19 protein-coding genes are annotated in these 16,414 nt (G+C 65.6%); all 19 read right to left on the bottom strand.

Going from position 1 to position 16,414, the window contains the following annotated elements; all coding sequences use genetic code 11:
* Window positions 1-17 precede the first annotated feature (17 nt).
* Genes H6B15_RS02330 through H6B15_RS02420 form a run of 19 tightly spaced genes read right to left on the bottom strand, consistent with a single transcriptional unit; the run spans window position 18 to window position 16,375 of the window.
* Complete coding sequence (locus tag H6B15_RS02330; RefSeq protein ID WP_275950946.1) at window positions 18-695, bottom strand: precorrin-8X methylmutase; 678 nt, start codon at window positions 693-695, stop codon at window positions 18-20.
* Entirely contained in the window at window positions 692-1,204 is a 513-nt protein-coding gene (locus H6B15_RS02335) for a cob(I)yrinic acid a,c-diamide adenosyltransferase (RefSeq protein WP_204645643.1), read from the bottom strand. Before H6B15_RS02335 ends, H6B15_RS02330 begins: the two co-directional genes overlap by 4 nt.
* Window positions 1,197-2,678 (bottom strand): cobyric acid synthase, encoded by a 1,482-nt coding sequence (locus H6B15_RS02340; RefSeq protein ID WP_204645644.1) that lies wholly within the window; start codon window positions 2,676-2,678, stop codon window positions 1,197-1,199. The genes H6B15_RS02335 and H6B15_RS02340 overlap by 8 nt, the downstream gene beginning before the upstream one ends.
* Entirely contained in the window at window positions 2,679-3,734 is a 1,056-nt protein-coding gene (locus H6B15_RS02345; RefSeq protein ID WP_204645646.1) for a pyridoxal phosphate-dependent aminotransferase, read from the bottom strand.
* 31 nt (window positions 3,735-3,765) lie between these two features.
* Entirely contained in the window at window positions 3,766-4,728 is a 963-nt protein-coding gene (cbiB, locus tag H6B15_RS02350; RefSeq protein WP_204645823.1) for an adenosylcobinamide-phosphate synthase CbiB, read from the bottom strand.
* Window positions 4,728-5,327 carry a histidine phosphatase family protein gene (locus H6B15_RS02355; protein WP_204645648.1) on the bottom strand — a complete coding sequence of 200 codons (600 nt, stop codon included), beginning with the start codon at window positions 5,325-5,327 and terminating at the stop codon, window positions 4,728-4,730. Before H6B15_RS02355 ends, cbiB begins: the two co-directional genes overlap by 1 nt.
* Window positions 5,324-5,650 carry a bifunctional adenosylcobinamide kinase/adenosylcobinamide-phosphate guanylyltransferase gene (locus tag H6B15_RS02360; protein WP_204645650.1) on the bottom strand — a complete coding sequence of 109 codons (327 nt, stop codon included), beginning with the start codon at window positions 5,648-5,650 and terminating at the stop codon, window positions 5,324-5,326. Before H6B15_RS02360 ends, H6B15_RS02355 begins: the two co-directional genes overlap by 4 nt.
* On the bottom strand, window positions 5,647-6,417 hold the full coding sequence (locus tag H6B15_RS02365) for an adenosylcobinamide-GDP ribazoletransferase (protein ID WP_204645652.1): 771 nt from the start codon (window positions 6,415-6,417) through the stop codon (window positions 5,647-5,649). The genes H6B15_RS02360 and H6B15_RS02365 overlap by 4 nt, the downstream gene beginning before the upstream one ends.
* Window positions 6,404-6,940, bottom strand: a complete 537-nt coding sequence (locus tag H6B15_RS02370; RefSeq protein WP_204645654.1) for a bifunctional adenosylcobinamide kinase/adenosylcobinamide-phosphate guanylyltransferase — start codon at window positions 6,938-6,940, stop codon at window positions 6,404-6,406. Before H6B15_RS02370 ends, H6B15_RS02365 begins: the two co-directional genes overlap by 14 nt.
* Complete coding sequence (gene cobT, locus H6B15_RS02375) at window positions 6,934-8,010, bottom strand: nicotinate-nucleotide--dimethylbenzimidazole phosphoribosyltransferase (protein ID WP_204645656.1); 1,077 nt, start codon at window positions 8,008-8,010, stop codon at window positions 6,934-6,936. The genes H6B15_RS02370 and cobT overlap by 7 nt, the downstream gene beginning before the upstream one ends.
* A 3-nt stretch (window positions 8,011-8,013) precedes the next feature.
* Complete coding sequence (locus H6B15_RS02380) at window positions 8,014-9,366, bottom strand: cobyrinate a,c-diamide synthase (protein WP_204645658.1); 1,353 nt, start codon at window positions 9,364-9,366, stop codon at window positions 8,014-8,016.
* On the bottom strand, window positions 9,359-10,555 hold the full coding sequence (gene cbiE / locus H6B15_RS02385; RefSeq protein WP_204645660.1) for a precorrin-6y C5,15-methyltransferase (decarboxylating) subunit CbiE: 1,197 nt from the start codon (window positions 10,553-10,555) through the stop codon (window positions 9,359-9,361). Before cbiE ends, H6B15_RS02380 begins: the two co-directional genes overlap by 8 nt.
* The gene (cobK, locus tag H6B15_RS02390) at window positions 10,552-11,289 is read right to left on the bottom strand and encodes a precorrin-6A reductase (RefSeq protein ID WP_204645662.1); all 738 of its coding nucleotides are present in this window, start codon (window positions 11,287-11,289) and stop codon (window positions 10,552-10,554) included. The genes cbiE and cobK overlap by 4 nt, the downstream gene beginning before the upstream one ends.
* Window positions 11,286-12,017 (bottom strand): precorrin-3B C(17)-methyltransferase, encoded by a 732-nt coding sequence (cobJ, locus tag H6B15_RS02395; protein WP_204645664.1) that lies wholly within the window; start codon window positions 12,015-12,017, stop codon window positions 11,286-11,288. Before cobJ ends, cobK begins: the two co-directional genes overlap by 4 nt.
* Entirely contained in the window at window positions 12,010-13,014 is a 1,005-nt protein-coding gene (locus H6B15_RS02400; protein ID WP_204645666.1) for a cobalt-precorrin 5A hydrolase, read from the bottom strand. The genes cobJ and H6B15_RS02400 overlap by 8 nt, the downstream gene beginning before the upstream one ends.
* Window positions 13,011-13,769 carry a precorrin-4 C(11)-methyltransferase gene (cobM, locus tag H6B15_RS02405; protein ID WP_204645668.1) on the bottom strand — a complete coding sequence of 253 codons (759 nt, stop codon included), beginning with the start codon at window positions 13,767-13,769 and terminating at the stop codon, window positions 13,011-13,013. The genes H6B15_RS02400 and cobM overlap by 4 nt, the downstream gene beginning before the upstream one ends.
* 19 nt (window positions 13,770-13,788) lie before the next feature.
* On the bottom strand, window positions 13,789-14,490 hold the full coding sequence (gene cobI, locus H6B15_RS02410; RefSeq protein WP_204645670.1) for a precorrin-2 C(20)-methyltransferase: 702 nt from the start codon (window positions 14,488-14,490) through the stop codon (window positions 13,789-13,791).
* Window positions 14,478-15,611, bottom strand: a complete 1,134-nt coding sequence (gene cbiD, locus H6B15_RS02415; protein ID WP_204645672.1) for a cobalt-precorrin-5B (C(1))-methyltransferase CbiD — start codon at window positions 15,609-15,611, stop codon at window positions 14,478-14,480. The genes cobI and cbiD overlap by 13 nt, the downstream gene beginning before the upstream one ends.
* Window positions 15,608-16,375: a sirohydrochlorin cobaltochelatase gene (locus H6B15_RS02420; RefSeq protein ID WP_204645674.1), complete on the bottom strand. Its 768-nt coding sequence runs from the start codon at window positions 16,373-16,375 to the stop codon at window positions 15,608-15,610. Before H6B15_RS02420 ends, cbiD begins: the two co-directional genes overlap by 4 nt.
* Window positions 16,376-16,414: the final 39 nt, after the last annotated feature.

The raw sequence follows: 16,414 nt of genomic DNA on the forward strand, positions 1-16,414 counted from the left end.
CGGGGACTGTTTTTGTTTTATTGCCAGCCCCGCCGGGCGGGGTCCAGAGTATCCAGCGCCGTATACAGCAGAGCGTTGCAGATGGCCGCCGCCACATTGCTGCCACCCTTGCGCCCCATGGCGGCAATGGCGGGCACACCGGCGGATTCGCAAACCTGCATCAGCCGTTGTTTGCTTTCCACCACGTTCACAAAGCCCACCGGCACCCCCACCACCAGGGCGGGGCGCAGGCCCTGTTCAATCAGGTCGGCGATTTCCAGCAAAGCCGTGGGGGCGTTGCCCACCGCCAGCAAAGCGCCGGGCAGGGTTTCGGCGGCGTACTGCATGGCCGCCACCGCCCGGGTGGTGCCGTTGTGCCGGGCGCGCTGGGCCACGGCTTCGTCCGCCATAAAGCAGTGCACCTGCATTCCCAACCGTGCCAGACTGGGTTTGCTGATACCCGCTTTGGCCATATTGGTGTCGGTCACGATGGGTACACCTTTTTGCAGGGCCCGGACTCCCAGGGCCACCGCGTCGGGGGTAAAGCGCAGCGTTTCGGCATAGTCGAAATCGGCGGTAGTATGGATGACCCGCTTGACCACCGTTTTGGTTTCGGGAGGAAGCACAATGCCCCGCGCCGCCAGCTCGGATTCGATGATGGACATGCTGGTGCGCTCGATGTCCGCAGGCAGATGATGTTTGGGTTCGGCGTTCAATATTCCACTCCCTTTCTGGCGGTGATGCCTTTCTGATAGGGGTGCTTGTGACAGCGCATCTCGGTGGAATAGTCGGCGGCTTGCTGCATCCAGTCGGCGGGGTCCCGTCCGGTGAGCACCACTTCCCTGCCCGCCGGGCGCCCAAGCATCGCCTGGCGCAACAGCTCTTCGTCCACCATGCCCAGTCGGCAGGCGGCACAGGCTTCGTCCAGCACCAGCAGGTCGCAGTCAGTTTCCAGGGCACGGCGCAGATGGTCGTCATGCCGGGCACGGACCTGCTGCCGTTCTTCCGGGCTCATCTGGGAGAAGAATCCAGTGCCCGCCTGCCCGGAATACACCGTGGCCCCCAGTTTGCGCAGCGGTTCCAGCTCGCTGCTCTGCCCGTCCTTCAAAAACTGCACCACCGTGACGGTACCACCGCTGCCCAGCATGCGCAGCGCCAGACCGAACGCCGCCGTGGTCTTGCCTTTGCCTTCGCCCCAGTACAGATGCACCAGTCCTTTATCCATGGTTGTATGCCTCCATTGCGCGGTAGATGGCCGGCATATCCAGTGCCGCGCGCACCTGGGCTGCCAGTTGGTCGTATTGTTCTTCCTTGTAGGCGGCACGTTCCCGGGTGGGTGTGCTGTCTGCCGGAAGGCCCTTGCGCTCCAGCAGCCAGGCGGCCAGCCGGTCGGTCAGGCTGCCGGTATCAAACAGGCCGTGGAGATAGGTGCCGAACACCAACCCCTGCACCGCGCCGTCCTCCGCCCCGGTCTGTAACCGGCAGAAGGGTTCTGCACCGGTACGCTGGGTGCGGCCCATGTGAATCTCGTACCCATCCAACCGGGCCCCCGCAAAAGGTTGGGCCAGAACCTCGGCCTGCATACGGGTACGGGTCTTTTGGGCGTTGAAAACCGTCTCGCAGGGCAAAAGTCCCAGCCCTGCCAAAGTCCCCTGCTTTTCTATCCCTTCCGGGTCGCTGAGGGTCCGGCCCAGCATCTGGTACCCGCCGCAGACTCCCAGAACGGGTGTGTTGGCCGCCGCCAACTTGCGGATGGCCGCTTCAAGACCGCTTTCCCGCAGCCAGAGCAGGTCCTCCATGGTGTTTTTGGTGCCGGGCAGGATTACCAGGTCCGGCACCCCCAGCTGTTCGGGATTGTTCACATACCGCACCCCCAGGGCGGGGTGACTTTCCAGCGGGGCGAAGTCGGTGAAATTGGAGATGCGGGGCAACCGGATGACCGCAATGTCCACCGCTCCTTCGGCCCGGGTATGGGAAAGGCGCGGGGCCAGGCTGTCCTCATCGTCAATGTCCCACCGGCCGTAGGGCACCACCCCCAGCACCGGCACCCCGGTTTTCTGGCGCAGCATTTCCAGGCCGGGTTCCAGCAGGCTCACATCCCCCCGGAACTTGTTGATGACGGTGCCCACAATGCGGGCCTGTTCCCGGGGTTCCAGCAGGGCCACCGTGCCGTAGAGCTGGGCAAACACCCCGCCCCGGTCGATGTCCCCCACCAGCAGGACCGGAGCATCCACCATCTCCGCCAGGCCCATGTTGACGATGTCGTCGGCCTTCAGGTTGATTTCCGCCGGGCTGCCGGCGCCCTCGATGACGATCACGTCATTTTCGGCGGCCAGACTGCGGTAGGCTTGCAGAATATCCGGCACCAGGGTCTTTTTCATGGCGAAATAGTCCCGGGCCGCATACTGCCCCCGCACCCGGCCATTCACAATGAGCTGGCTGCCGGTATCGCTGGAGGGTTTGAGCAGAATGGGATTCATCCGCACATCCGGTTCCTTGCCCGCGGCTTCGGCCTGGGCCACCTGGGCGCGGCCCATTTCCAGCCCATCCCGGGTGATGTAGCTGTTGAGGGCCATGTTCTGGCTTTTGAAGGGGACCACCCGCAGCCCGTCCTGCCGGAAGATCCGGCACAGAGCGGTGACCAGCAGGCTTTTGCCGGCGCCGGACATGGTTCCCTGCACCATGATGCATCTGGCCATTCACAGCACCTCCTTCAATGCCTGTACAAAGGCGTTGTTTTCTTCTTCGCTGCGCACAGCGCAGCGGTACCAGCCGGGACCAAGGCCCGGGTAGTTGGCACAGTCCCGCAGCAGCACACCCCGGCGACGCAGCGCCGGAACCAGGTCCTGCCGGGGATGGGAAAAGAGCAGGTAGTTGGCCTGCCCCGGCACCACCCGGCAGCCCAACCCGGTCAGAGCTGCCGCCAGGCGGGGCCGCTGGTCCATGATCAGGGCATGCAGGCGGCGGCTGTAGTCCGTTTCCTGCAAGGCAGCCAGCCCAGCCGCCTGGGCCAGGCCGGACACCGCCCAGGGCTGACCCGCTGCCTGCATCTGTTCCAGCAAGGTGGTATCGGCACACAGCGCATAGCCCAGCCGCACCCCCGCCATAGCATACCATTTGGTGAAAGCTTTGAGGATCAGCAAATTGGGATACCCGGCCAGGCTGCCTTCCAGGGTATGGGCGGCGGGGTCATCCAGAAATTCGTTGAAGCACTCGTCCACCACCAGCAGAGTCCCGTTGGCGGCACAGGTTTCCAGGATCCGGCGCAGCAGAGCCGGGTCGGTGGTGCGGCCGGTGGGATTGTTGGGTTCACACAGCAGCACCAGGTCGGTTTCGGGGGTGATGCAGGTCAGGAAATCCTCTTCCACCGCAAAATCCCGTTCGGGGCGCAGAAGATATTCGTGCACCCGGCAGTCCACGCTGTGCAAAGCGGCGGCATACTCAGCAAAGGTAGGGGCCGTGAGCAGGGCGTGGCGGGGCTTTTTGGCCAGGGCCAGCCGCCAGATCAGGTCCGCTGCCCCGTTGCCGCACAGGATGTGATGGGCGGGCAGTCCCCGGCTCTGTCCGATGGCGGCACACAGGTCCCGGCACAGCGGGTCCGGGTACCGGTCCTGGGACGCGGCTGTCTGGATGACGGCCCGGCGTACCCCTTCCGGCAGGCCCAAAGGGCTGATGTTGGCGGAAAAATCCAGGGGCATGGCGCCGTACTCGGCCGCAAAACCGGCCCAGTCTCCGCCGTGTGTCAGTTGTGGCATAAGGGTTCCTTTCCCAAAAAAACGTAAGTGGTCAGAACAGAACAAGCAGCAGGCCGCGCAATACCAGACCCACAACCAGTGCCAGTACACTGGCCGTGTACAGCATGCGGTTGGCCCGCAGAATGTCTTCGGCTTCGATGGGACGGGTGGGGTCGCCGATGGTGGGCTTTTCGTACCGTTTGCCGAAGTAATACGCCGGCCCGGCCAGCTGTACCCCCAGCGCCCCGGCACAGGCGGATTCGGTCTGGGCACTGTTGGGGCTGGCATGGCAGCGGCGGTCCCGGCGCCAGATGCGCCAGACCTCCCGGGCATCCCGGCCGTTGAGGGCGGCCGCGGCAATCCAGAACAGCGCCCCCAAACGGGCGGGCAGATACCCGGCCACGTCGTCCAGGTGAGCCGCCGCACGGCCGAAGTAAAGATACCGATCATTCTTGTAGCCCACCATGCTGTCCATGGTGTTGATGGCCTTATAGCATAGCGCCAGGGGCGCTCCGCCGATGAGCATGTACAAAAGCGGCGCCATAACCCCATCGGAGAAGTTTTCGGCCACCGTTTCCACCGCGGCCTTGGTCACCCCTTCCGCCGTGAGGGCCTGGGTGTCCCGGCCCACAATGCGGCTCACCGCCTGCCGGGCCTGGGGCAAGGTGCCTCCGGTGAGCTTTTTATACACGTTGCGGCTTTCCTTGGCAAGGCCGCGCACGGCCAGGGCCTGCCAGCACCAGAAGGTCTGCACCGCAAAGCCCAGCACCGGGTGCAGGGCTGCGGCACCCAGGCAGACGGCACCAGTGAGGGCCAGCGTGCCCAGGGGCAGCAGTGCCGCCAGAATGCCCCCGGCTTTCAGCTGACCGGCGGGGGTATCGGGAAAAAGGCGGCGCAGGCGGGGTTCCAGCGCCGAGATGGCCCTACCCATGAACACCACCGGGTGGGGCATCCATTCCGGGTCCGCCAACAGAAGGTCCATCAAAAATCCGCAGAGGATGGCGGCACACAGCATCATCGGGATTCCTCTTTCGTGTATTGCACCGTCTTGATCAGATGCAGGATGTGTTGGGTCTGCCAGTCGCAGGCATCCAGCAGGTAACCGCCGGCGTTGGGGGCGCACCACTGGTAATACTCTTTGTGGGGCACCGCGTACCGTTCCATCACCGACATCTGGGTGCCGCCGTGGGCCACAATGACCATCAGGTCCCGGCCCTGGGCCAGGTTTTCGTCCACCAGCTTGGAGAAGGCAGCGCAGGTCCGGTTGCAGAAATCGGTCTTGCGCTCCCCGTCGGGGCAGGTGGTTTCGCAGTTGGCCTGTACCCAGGCCAGGTAATCGGGGTCGTGCTCCATTTCCTTGTAGTTGCGGCCTTCAAAGCTGCCGAAGCACATCTCCCGCAGATCCGGCACCTGCACCTGGCGGGCGGTGGGAAACAGCACCTGGGCTGTCTGGCGGGCACGGGTCAGCGGGCTCACATACACAAGGTCCGTATCAAAATCGGCTTTGCGCAGCATGGCCAGCCCTTCGGCGGACAGGGGGATGTCCCGCTGTCCCTGGTACCGTTTTTCGGTATTATAGATGGTCAGGCCATGGCGCAACAGATAAATTTTCATTGAGGAAGATCTCCTTTCAGCACAAGAGGCAGGCCGCAGAACACCCGCACCACCGTGTTGGCCCGGGCCGCCAGCAGGCATCCCAGCCGCCCGGCGGCTTCCCGGGCGGCCCGCTGGGCGGGGTCGGTGGGCACCACGCCGCCGCCCACCTCGGTGACGGTGACAACCGCATATTGCCCGGCCAGGTGGTCGGCCAGGGCTTCCAGGTCGGGGCAATCCGCCGCCAGCGTCTGGGCATCGGTACAGATTTGGGCGGGATTGGGGCAGAGGGTGCGGGCATAGTCGGTCTTGCCGCTGTACAGCGGTCCGGTAATCAGAATCACAGCGTCCATCCCCCGATCCATTGGCCTGCCGTCAAGGCGGCCAGCATCCACAGTTCGGCCCGCTGCACAAACCAGCCGGCCAGATCCCCGCTGAGACCGCCGAACTGTCTGACGGCGGTGCGGTGGTAGTGCCAGAACACCAGCAGCCCGGCCAAAACGGCCAGCCCGCCGCCGGCCAGCACCAGCAGGGCGCACAATAGCACACACAGCACCGTCAGCACCAGACGGACCCGGTGGCGGTCGGCGGTGGTGGCAAAGGTATGGGCCAGGCCGGTGTTTTTGGCCAGCGGAAAACTGGTGACCGCCAGGCCGGACAACGCCCGTTCCAGGGTAAAGCAGAGCCCCATGCACAGGCAGGCAGCGGGAGTGGGTTCGATGGCCCCGCACAGCCCCACCGTGGCCACAAAATAGCTGCACAGCCGGATAACCGCAAAGGCGCCGCAGTGCGGGTCTGCTAGAATGGCCTGCTTTTTGGCCGGGTCGGCGCAGCTGGCCAGGGCGTCACAGGTGTCGGCGTAACCGTCCAGATGGATGCCGCCGGTGAGGAGCACCGGCACCAGGCAGAGTCCCGCTGCCCGCAACAGAACAGGGAGGCCGAAGCTCCCGCAGACCCACGCCCAGGCCGCCCACACCAGACCGATGACCACCCCGATAAGGGGAAAAGCACACATGGCGTAGCGCATGTTTTTCTCATTCCACCGGGGTTGGGGCAGCGGCACGGCGCTGAACATGCCGAAGGCCACCGCAATTGTCTCAAACAGGACCATACACAGGTTCCTTTCCTTTATAGTACACCGGGCAGCCGGACACCACTTCGCAGACGTTGTCGGCCTCGGCGGCCAGGCAGCGGTGCAGATCCGCCAGCAGTTTCAGGTAGGCGGCGGTATCCCCGGCATAGTCGGTACCGCCGCAGAAAAGCTCGTTGCCCACCACGATGAGATGGGGGCTCTGGCGGTGCAGCGCCCGCCAGCCTTCCCGGACAGCTTCCTGTGTGTATGGCCCGGCTCCTGCGGGGTCATACCGTTCATTGGCCGCCAGGTTGGTAAGGTCCTCCAGCAGAACAGACCCCGGGGCAGGCAGCCGTAGCCGAGCCAAGTCACGGGAACATTCCAGCGTAACAAAGCCGCGTCCGGCCCGCTGGGCGCGGTGCCGTTGGACGCGGCGGCGGCATTCTTCGTCCCACACCTGCATGGTGGCCACATAATACCGGGGACCGGGGCTGGCCGCCAACAGCCGTTCGGCGTAGGCGCTCTTGCCGCTGCCCGCGCCCCCCACCACAAAGGTCAGCATGGTGCGCCCTCCTGGGGGGTGTAGGCCTGCATACCGTAATCGGCAAAGGTGGAACCGTCATACACCGCCAGGGCCATATCCAGCAACGGCATGGCCGCCAGGGCACCGGTGCCTTCCCCCAGGTGCATGCGGGCGGTGATGACCGGCTGTTTGCCCAGCGCCTGCAGCAATCGTTCGCCGCAGGGTTCGGCGGAACAGTGGCTGGCCAGAATGGCCTTGTCCGCCGCCGGGCAGAGCCGCACGGCACACAGGGCGGCCGCCGCCGTGATCACCCCATCCATGAGCACCGGAACGCCGTACAGCGCCCCACCCAGGAACACACCGCACAGTCCGGCAATGTCCAGGCCGCCCACCTTGGCCAACACGTCCAGGGCGTCGGCAGGGTCGGGGGAATTGACGGCCAGCGCCCGCTCAATGGCCTGCACCTTGCGCGCCAGGCCCGCGTCGGACAGTCCCGCCCCCCGGCCGGTGACCTGTGCCGGGTTCAGTCCCAGCAGGGCGCAGGTCACGGCGGTGGCAGTGGTGGTGTTGCCGATGCCCATCTCCCCGGCGGCCAGCAGGGTTGTGCCCTGTGCTTTCTGCGTTTTGACTAGGTCCATGCCCGCCAGCACCGCCCGGGCCGCCTGGTCCCGGGTCATGGCCGGGCCCCGGGCGATGTTGCCGGTGCCGTTGGCCACCCGGGCATCCACAACTCCGGGCAGAGGCGGCAGGTTCAGGATGCCCATATCCACCGGCACCACCGCACAGCGGGCCACCCGGGCCATGCGGCAGGCGGTGCTGTTGCCCGCCGCCAGCTGCCGGGCCACCACCGCGGTGACCTCGCTGCCGGTCTGGCTGACCCCTTCGGCCACCACACCGTTGTCGGCGCACAGCACCAGAAGGGTGCGTTTTTCCAGGCGGACATCGGCACTGCCGGTGAGGGCGGCGATGTCCTCCACCATGGTTTCCAGCAGGCCCAGGCCGCCCAGGGGTTTGGCGCAAGCTGACCAGCGGTCGTGCGCCGCCCGGCGGGCCTCTTTATCCGGGCCGGTGATCTCTGCCAGCAGCCGGCGCAGGGTTTGCTCTTGCATGGTTCACTCTTCCTTTGCGTGATAGTTGCGGGCCGCCGCCACAAACCGGCGGGCCATCTGCATATTGCCCGCGAAGTACAGATGGGAAAATGCCGCATACAGGGTGGGGGTGGTGAACCCACAGGTCCATTTGCGCCCCGAAACGGGTTTGACCGCCTCGAAGGCGTCGCCGTTTTCGGTGCTGTCCCAGTAATGGAATTCATGCACCGGGGTGCTTTCCCCCTGGCGGAGCAGAAGTCCCCCCTGCCGGGCTGTCAGCTCGGCGTACCCGAACCGGACCAGCTTTTCGGTGCGCAGGCCGTGACCAGGCAGCACCCCCACCATGGGGAAGGTCTGGCCTTCCCCGTCCTGCAAAGACTGGCCCAGGTACAGAAATCCCCCGCATTCCGCCACCGTGGGCATGCCGTCGTCGATGGCTGCCCGGATGGCCGTGCGCATGCTCTCGTTGCGGGAAAGGGCTTCGGCGTGCAGTTCGGGATATCCCCCCGGCAGATACAGCCCGCCGATATCGGAAGGCAGCTGCTGGTCGTGCAGGGGGCTGAAAAACACCGGTTCCGCCCCCGCACGGCAGAAGGTTTCGATGGTTTCGGCATAGGTGAAGCAGAACGCCTGGTCCCGGGCCACCGCAATGCGGGTCATAGCCTGGGGATAGGGCCGCCTGGCGGCGCCATGGTCCGGGGTTTCGAAGATCTGTTCAAACCGGGGCCAGTCCACCGTTTGCAGGATAGTGGCTGCCAGGGCGTTGATCCGGCTGCGCAGGTCGATGATCTCCCCCGCTGTGTACAGGCCCAGGTGACGGCTCTCGAATTTGGCTTCCGGCATAGGGGGCAGATATCCCAGCACCGGCAGGCCGGTTTTCTCCTCCAGCATGGGGGCCAGGGTGCTGTACAGGCTGGGGGAACAGTCGTTGAGCAGAATGGCCGCAATATAGCTGTTGGGAGCAAATGTCTGCAGTCCCCGCACCACGGCGGCCAGGCTCAGGCTGGCGCCCTTGGGACGCAGGGTGAGCAACACCGGAATGCCCAGCGTGTCGGCCAGATGCCAGGCGGAGGCCCGCTCGGTGGTGCCCCCTACCCCGTCATAAAAGCCCATGACCCCTTCGCACACGGCGGCGCCGTGGCCGGCGCAGGCGTCCACGTACAGGCTGCGCACCGTGGCTTCACTGGACAGGTACAAGTCCAGGTTGTGGCTTTCCACTCCCAGCACCGCCCGGTGAAACATGGGATCGATATAATCCGGCCCGCATTTGAAGGCGCAGGGGTCGTGCCGGCGCCGTTTCAGGGCGGCCAGCAGGGCGCAGGTCACCACCGTCTTGCCGCTGCCCGAGTGGGGGGCGGCTACCATACATTCAATCATCGCAGTTCCCCGTTATCAAAAAGATGGGATTCTGGGCCGTGAGCATATGCACCCGGCCCGCGGTTCTGGTTGCACTGACCGCCAGCTGCCGCACACAAGGATCCACACCGTGCTTTTGCAGTGCCTGCATGGCGGTGGTCACCGTTTCCAGGGCGATGGCCGTGATACACAGCCGGGCGGCAGGGTTGCGGGCAAGCACCGTGTCCACCACCGCGACCATACCGCCCTTGGTGCCTCCGATGAATACCCCGTCCGGCGCAAGCAGGTCAGACAGGGCTTCGGGGGCGCGGCCCGGCACCGGATGCAGGTTCCAGGCACAGAATTTGCGGCGGTTTTCCTCGATCAGGCGGCAGGCTTCCGCCTCACATTCCACCGCGTACACCCGGCCACGGGATGCGACGGCGGCCAGTTCCACACTGACGCTGCCGGTACCGGCCCCCACGTCCCAGAGGGTATCTTCCGCTTTGGGTGCCAGGGCAGCCAGGGCGGCGGCGCGGACCATCTGCTTGGTCATAGGCACCGCCCCCCGGACAAACCAATTGTCCGGCCAGCCGGGGGTGCGCCGGGGCCCCTGGGGGGCAGCTTCCGCCAGCAGCACCGACAGCGCCGAAAAGCTGCGCTCCGCGGCTTCCTGCGCGGTGGTGACCGTGATGTTCTGCGCTTCGCAGCCCAGGTCCTCCCCCACCGTCACCGGCAAAGTACCCAGCCCGGCATCGGTCAGCTGACGGCACAGTTCCGCCGGGCCCAGGGTGCCGCCGGTGAGAAAGAAGGCAGGTTTGCCCTGCATGACGGCGGCCACGGCGTTGCAGGTCACCCCGTGGGCGCTGACCAGGTTCCAGTCCTGCCAGGGACGGCCCAGGGCCGCGGCCAGCATCTGCACGCTGGAAATGCCCGGCAAGACCGTTACCGCCTGCCCTTGCAGCAGCGGCAGCAGGCTGCGGCAGCCGGAGTAGAAACCGCTGTCACCGCTGTAAGCCACCACACAGGGGAGGTCTGCATTTTCTTCCAGAGCCTGGCGGATGGCATCCGGCTTGGTGGCAACCACCCGGTTGGGTGTGCAGGAATCCGGCAGTCCGGCCAGCAGACGCCGGGCCCCGATGATGCACCCCGCCCCGGCCAGGGCTTCGGCGGCCCCTTGGGTCAGGGTGGAAGTGTCCCCGCTGCCGATGCCCAGTAAGGTAATATTCATGGGATCAGTCCTTTGCAGAAATTGAGGATTTCCTCTTCGGATTCGCCCGCGTCGGCGGGGCGGCGGATGACCACCAGCACTGCACCGGTCTTCTGGGCGGCGGCGGCCTTTTCGGCAAAGCCGCCCTGGGGGCCGCCGTCCTTGGTGACCAGATACCGGATGGAAAACTGGCGCAGCAGGGCCACGTTCAGCTCGGTGCCGAAAGGCCCCTGCATGGCAATGATGTTGCGGTGGGGGATGCCTGCCGCCTCGCAGGCACGCAGGCTTTCGGCCACCGGCAGCACCCGGGGAAACAACCGCTCTCCCCCCAGGCAGGCAAAGGCGGACAATTCCTTGGCACCGGTGGTGAGCAGGATGGGGCCTGTGGTCTCTTGCAGCAGCGCCGCAGCGCCTTGGGCATCGGGAGCTGTCAGACTTCCGGGCGGCAGCGGGCTGGCCGGGCGCAGCAGCCGTTTGTAAGGAACCCCCGCCATCCGCGCCGCCCGTCGGATGTTGGCGGTGGCCGCCGCCGCATAAGGGTGGGTGGCGTCGATGCAAAGGGCCGCCCCAGTCAACACACGGGCCATGGCAGGGGGCTCCATCCGGCCGGTGTGCACCGTCACGCCGGGGGCCGTGCCCTGCTCTTCGGCACCGTATTCGGTGGCCACACAGACGGTGACCTGTGCCCCCCTTTGCGCCAGGGTGTGGGAGAGGCAGCGGCCTTCGGTGGTGCCGGAAAAGATCACGATCCTCACGGGCGATACCCCCGGGGGGTGACCAGCCTATCACTGAGAATCCGGGTGGTGGAAGCCCCGATGAAGACGGTGGTGAACATATCCATCTCCGCAGTTTCCAGCTGTGCCAGGGTCAGCACCCGGGCGCTCTGGCCTTCCCGGCCGATGTTGCGCACATAGCCGCAGGCCGTTTGGGGATCTTTGCCCGCCCGGAGCAGGATCTGCACCGCCTTTTGCAGGTAATCGGCCCGCTTGCGGGAACCGGGATTATACAAACACAGGGCAAAATTCCCCTTGGCGGCACAGGTCAGGCGGTTTTCGATGACCTCCCAGGGGGTGAGCAGATCGGACAGGGAGATCACGCAGAAATCGTGGCCCAGGGGTGCCCCCAGCACCGCCCCGCCGGACAGCGCCGCCGTGATACCGGGCACCACCTCGATGTCCACGTCCGGGTATTCGGGGGAAAGTTCCAGCACCGGAGAGGCCATGCCGTAAACTCCGGCGTCCCCGCTGCACACCATGGCGGTGGGAATTCCCTGCTGCGCCGAGGCCAGAGCATGGCGGCAGCGGTCGATTTCCTGCTTCATGGGGGTGGTGTAGTAGTCTTTATCCGGATACAGCGGCTTGATCAGATCAATGTACACCGAGTACCCGCAGATCAGCTGCGCCTGGTCCAGGGCCTGCCGGGCCTGTCCGGTAAGAAACCGGGCGTCGCCAGGGCCAAGGCCCACCACAAACAATTTATTCATCCTGCCATCTCCAATCCGGGGTGTAGGGTTTCAGGGCCAAGGCCATGGTCACGCCGTTCCCCGCGTGTTTTTTGCTGAAAAGGGTCCCGCCGGACGCCCGCACCGCGGCCCGCTCGCACACGTTATCCACCCCGGTGACCCTGCGCACAAAGGGGCTGGGGGTGAAGGTTCCCGGCACGGCGGCCAGTGCGGCGGCGGAGTAGGTTTGCAAAGGCCACCCATGGGCCTTGCAAAAGGCCTGCAGGCCGGGTTCGTCCTTTTTGAGGTCGATGCTGGCCACGGCACAAAGAGCCTGCTCACATAGGTCGGTTTCCGCCAGCAGCTGGTCCAGTGCCTGTTCCAGGGGTTCGGCAGCGGTACCTTTGCGGCATCCCACCCCCAGCACCGCGATCCGGGGCACCAGGTGCAGCGCTCCCGAAGCCTCCCGGTGCAGGCCCAGGTACAGATCCCAGGGGGCGGATGGGGTCAGGCACAGGCCCGGGGGCGTGTTGCCTGCGATGGGGAATTCACTGTACACCCGCACCGGCGTTCCGGCCAGCACCGCTGATGAAACCGTCTTGATTTTTTCGGGGTTGACGATCCGGCAGTTCTGCCGCTTGGACCATTCGTCCACCGCAAAGACGCCGTTTACGTCGGTGGCGGTGGTGAGCACCGCCGCAGCGCCGCACAGCCCCGCAATCCGCCGGGCCAGGTCGTTGGCACCGCCGAGATGGCCGGAGAGAATCGGAATGGCCCAGTGGGCGCCTTCGTCCACCACCACCACCGCCGGGTCCTGCACCTTACTTTTGATATACGGGGCGATGGCCCGCACCGCAATCCCCGTTGCCCCCACAAACACCAGGGCTCCCGCCTGAGAAAAGTGTTTCCCGGTCCATTGTGCCAAAGACAAAGGGCTCCCGCAGCGGGCCGCCTGTCCGCCCAACGGCCCGGCCAGGGATTCGGCCAATTGCTGGCCTTTGTCGGTGAAGGACAGCAGAAAAACCGGTCCCGCGCTCATCCTTCGGTTCCCTGGCGGTAGCCGGTGGTGAAGGTTGGATCATACAACCGGCTGCGGTCGTATTGTCGGCCCAGGAAGTCCCCCACCAGCACCAGAGCGGTGCGGGAGATGCCGTTTTCCCGGCCGCAGTCAGCCAGGGTGCCCACCGTGCAGCGGACCACCTTTTCTTCCGGCCAGGAAGCCTTGTACACCAGGGCGGCGGGGGTTTCCTGGGTGTAAGCGCCTTCCAGCAACGCCCGCTGGACACCAGGCAGCATTCCGGCAGAGAGGAAAATGACCATCGTGGCGCCATGGGCGGCCAGGGAGGCCAGGCTTTCCCGTTCCGGCACGGGGGTACGGCCGGCCAGACGGGTGATAATCACACTCTGGCTGACCCCGGGCAGGGTGTATTCCGCATCCAGGGCCGCCGCCGCTCCGCAGAAGCTGGAAACGCCGGGGGTGCTCTCATAGGGAATGCCCGCCTCGTCCAGGGCGTCCATCTGTTCCCGCACCGCGCCGTACAGGCAGGGGTCCCCTGTGTGCAGCCGCACCGTCCTGTGCCGGGCGGCTTCCTGCTCTTTCATGACCGCCAGCACCTGCTCCAGGGTCATCTCGGCGCTGTTGTAAACGGCACAGCCTTCCTTGGTCAGCCCCAGCAGCGCCGGGTTGACCAGGCTGCCCGCATAGATCACGCAGTCGGCGGTGCGCAGCAGCTCCGCCCCCCGCAGGGTAATCAGGTCCGGTGCGCCCGGACCAGCGCCCACAAAATGCACCATGGTATTCTGTCCCCTTTCCTTATTTGTTCACCAGAATGGTGGCAAAGTACCCGGCGTTTTCTTCCGGACGGGTTTCGGTCAGGTTGTCCCAGACCTGTTCTTCCGGCAAACCGCAGTTACACACCAGGGCGCTTTTGTCCAGCAGGTCCGCCTGTTCCAGGGCGTCCAGCACCCGGGGCAGCTGACGTCCGCTTTTCATGAGTACCTTGGACCCGGGCGTGGCCAGGATCTCTTCCAGCTCGATACTGCCCGGGGCGATGGTCAGCGGGGTGTCCATGCCGCCGGTCAGCGGCCGGTTGAGCCGGGCCGCCACGGCGCAGAAGCTGGGCACCCCCGCCACCATGGCGGTGCGGTAGCCCTGTTCTTCCAGAATGGCCTGCAGATACCCGAAGGTGGCATACACCGAAACGTCCCCCAGGTTGAGCATAGCCACATCCTGCCCCGCATCCAGGTAGCCCCGCAGGGTTTCGGCGGCGGCTTCGTGGGCTTTGCGGCGCTCGGATTCCTGCCGGCTCATGGTGAAGTGAAGCGGCACAATGGCCTTACAGCTCAGGTCCACCGCCTGGCGGGCGATTTCCAGAGCCAGCATCTCCCCGCTTTTGGTCTGGGGCGCGGCAATCACCGGGCAGCGCCGGATGATGCGCATGGCCTTGAGGGTGAGAAGCTCCGGGTCACCCGGCCCTACGCTGACCCCGTACAGGGTGCCTTTTAACGTTTCCACTGTGCAAGTATCTCCTTTGCGGTATCACTCAGGCCCAGAAGGCCGTATTGGTTGGAAAAGAGAATCAGTCCCGTCCGGCAGGCTTCCCCTGCGCGGCGCTGCAGATGCCCGGCGGCGGCGTCCAGCAGCCGCTGCAAAACCGCCAGCCGCAAGCCGGCTTTATCCAGCAGTTCCAGGCAGGCATCGGTGGTGGGGGCCTGCAGCAGAGCGGCACAGAGTTCCTGCCCCGCCCCGCAGACGGCGGCGTGGGCGCAGAACAGCTCGGTGCGGCAGTCGGCATAGCGGGAATGGGTGTTCATGATGCCCCCCGCCAGCTTGACCAGCTTGCCGATATGCCCCACCAGCAAAAGGCGTTCCATCCCCTCGGCGGCGGCGATGTCCAGGGCGTCTCCGATGAAGTTGGAACACTTGACCACCGGCACCCCCAGCAGGTCCAGCTTCTGGTCCCGCAGGAAATCGGCACCGTAGTTGCCGGGGGTCAGGATCAGGTCGTGCCCGGCGGCGGCCGCCTGGCGGATTTCCAGGACGATGGTATCCACCAGAGCCTGCTCACTCATAGGTTCTACCACCCCGGAGGTGCCCAGCACCGAGAGGCCGCCTTCCACCCCCAGTTTGGGGTTGAAGGTTTTGCGGGCGGCTTCGGCCCCGCCGGGAATGCGGATTTCCACCCCCAGACCACCGGCATACCCCAGACGGCGGCAGATTTCGGCGACGGCCTCGGTGATCATACGGCGGGGCACCGTGTTGATGGCCGCCGCCCCCACCGGCTGGTCCAGACCAGGTTTGGTCACCCGGCCCACCCCCTCGCCGCCGTCCACTGCAATGCCGGGGGCGTCGGTGCGGACAACGAGCGCTTCCACCACCATGCCGTCGGTGATGTCGCAGTCGTCGCCTGCATCCTTTTCCACCCCGCACAGGGCCGCCGCATATTCCATGCGGCAGTACCGGGGCAGTACCTCCACCGGCCAGCCCTTGGGGGTGGTCAGGCAGACGGTGCGCGGCGCACAGCCGGTAAGCAGCAGTTCCGCCGCTCCCCGGGCCGCCAGCGCCGCACAGGTACCGGTGGTGTAACCGCAGCGCAGCAGCCGCTGGCCGCTGCGCACATAGTGTTCAAAACTCATGAATTTTGCTCCCGCAATTCCCGCAGATGAGCGGTGTACAGGGTTTGCACCGCCGGCAGAGTTCCCAGTCCCCGCAGGGTACAGCGGACGGAAACGCCCGCCGCGCTCAGCCGGGACTTCCAGCTGTCCGGGTCGTCCCCGGCCATATCGTTGCAGGCGTGGTCCCCCGCCACCAGCATGAGGGGCATCAGGTGGGCGGCACGGATGCCCGCCCGCTCCAGCTGGGGAAGGACCTGGTCCAAAGTGGGCCAGCCTTCCACAGTGGCCACGTACACATCGGTGCGGCCCATCATATGAAAGACCGTCTGCAAGGCCGGGTACACCACCCCCGAAAAGTGTTCGGTGCCGTGGCCCATGAGCAGCAGCGCCTCGCCGGAAACCGGCGGGCAGGCTTCGGCTATGGCCGCAGCCAGGACGCGCAGGTCTTCCACCCCTGCCAGCAGCGGCTTGCCCAGGGCGATGGAGGAAAAACGATCCTGCCGGGATTCCACCTCCCGGCGGATGCAGTCGTACTCCTGCCCATACAGAAAATGGGTGGGCTGCACGAGCACCTCTTTTCCGGCCAGGGCTTCCAGTGCTTCGGGCAGGCTTTGCACCCTTTCGCCCCGGCTTTGCAGGATACGGCGGATGGTGGGGCTGGTGAAGGCCCGCACGAAGGCCAGATCCGGGGCCGATTGCTGCAATGCGGTTTCCACCGCCGAGATACTTTCCCGGGCGGCGGGCACACTGGTGCCGAAGCTGACACAAAGCAAGGTTTTTGGCATAGTTCGTTGTTCTCCTTGGATGTTCCGCCGGGGTTGGGC

The sequence above is a fragment of the Gemmiger formicilis genome (genome assembly GCF_016900095.1).
Taxonomy (GTDB): domain Bacteria; phylum Bacillota; class Clostridia; order Oscillospirales; family Ruminococcaceae; genus Gemmiger; species Gemmiger formicilis_A.

Coding starts and splice junctions, on each gene's coding strand:
- H6B15_RS02335 (WP_204645643.1), bottom strand. CDS start 1,204: ATGGATAAAGGACTGGTGCATCTGTACTGGGGCGAAGGCAAAGGCAAG.
- H6B15_RS02340 (WP_204645644.1), bottom strand. CDS start 2,678: ATGGCCAGATGCATCATGGTGCAGGGAACCATGTCCGGCGCCGGCAAA.
- H6B15_RS02345 (WP_204645646.1), bottom strand. CDS start 3,734: ATGCCACAACTGACACACGGCGGAGACTGGGCCGGTTTTGCGGCCGAG.
- cbiB (WP_204645823.1), bottom strand. CDS start 4,728: ATGCTGTGTGCCGCCATCCTCTGCGGATTTTTGATGGACCTTCTGTTG.
- H6B15_RS02355 (WP_204645648.1), bottom strand. CDS start 5,327: ATGAAAATTTATCTGTTGCGCCATGGCCTGACCATCTATAATACCGAA.
- H6B15_RS02365 (WP_204645652.1), bottom strand. CDS start 6,417: ATGGTCCTGTTTGAGACAATTGCGGTGGCCTTCGGCATGTTCAGCGCC.
- H6B15_RS02370 (WP_204645654.1), bottom strand. CDS start 6,940: ATGCTGACCTTTGTGGTGGGGGGCGCGGGCAGCGGCAAGAGCGCCTAC.
- cobT (WP_204645656.1), bottom strand. CDS start 8,010: ATGCAAGAGCAAACCCTGCGCCGGCTGCTGGCAGAGATCACCGGCCCG.
- H6B15_RS02380 (WP_204645658.1), bottom strand. CDS start 9,366: ATGATTGAATGTATGGTAGCCGCCCCCCACTCGGGCAGCGGCAAGACG.
- cbiE (WP_204645660.1), bottom strand. CDS start 10,555: ATGAATATTACCTTACTGGGCATCGGCAGCGGGGACACTTCCACCCTG.
- cobJ (WP_204645664.1), bottom strand. CDS start 12,017: ATGAATAAATTGTTTGTGGTGGGCCTTGGCCCTGGCGACGCCCGGTTT.
- H6B15_RS02400 (WP_204645666.1), bottom strand. CDS start 13,014: ATGAGCGCGGGACCGGTTTTTCTGCTGTCCTTCACCGACAAAGGCCAG.
- cobM (WP_204645668.1), bottom strand. CDS start 13,769: ATGGTGCATTTTGTGGGCGCTGGTCCGGGCGCACCGGACCTGATTACC.
- cbiD (WP_204645672.1), bottom strand. CDS start 15,611: ATGAGTTTTGAACACTATGTGCGCAGCGGCCAGCGGCTGCTGCGCTGC.
- H6B15_RS02420 (WP_204645674.1), bottom strand. CDS start 16,375: ATGCCAAAAACCTTGCTTTGTGTCAGCTTCGGCACCAGTGTGCCCGCC.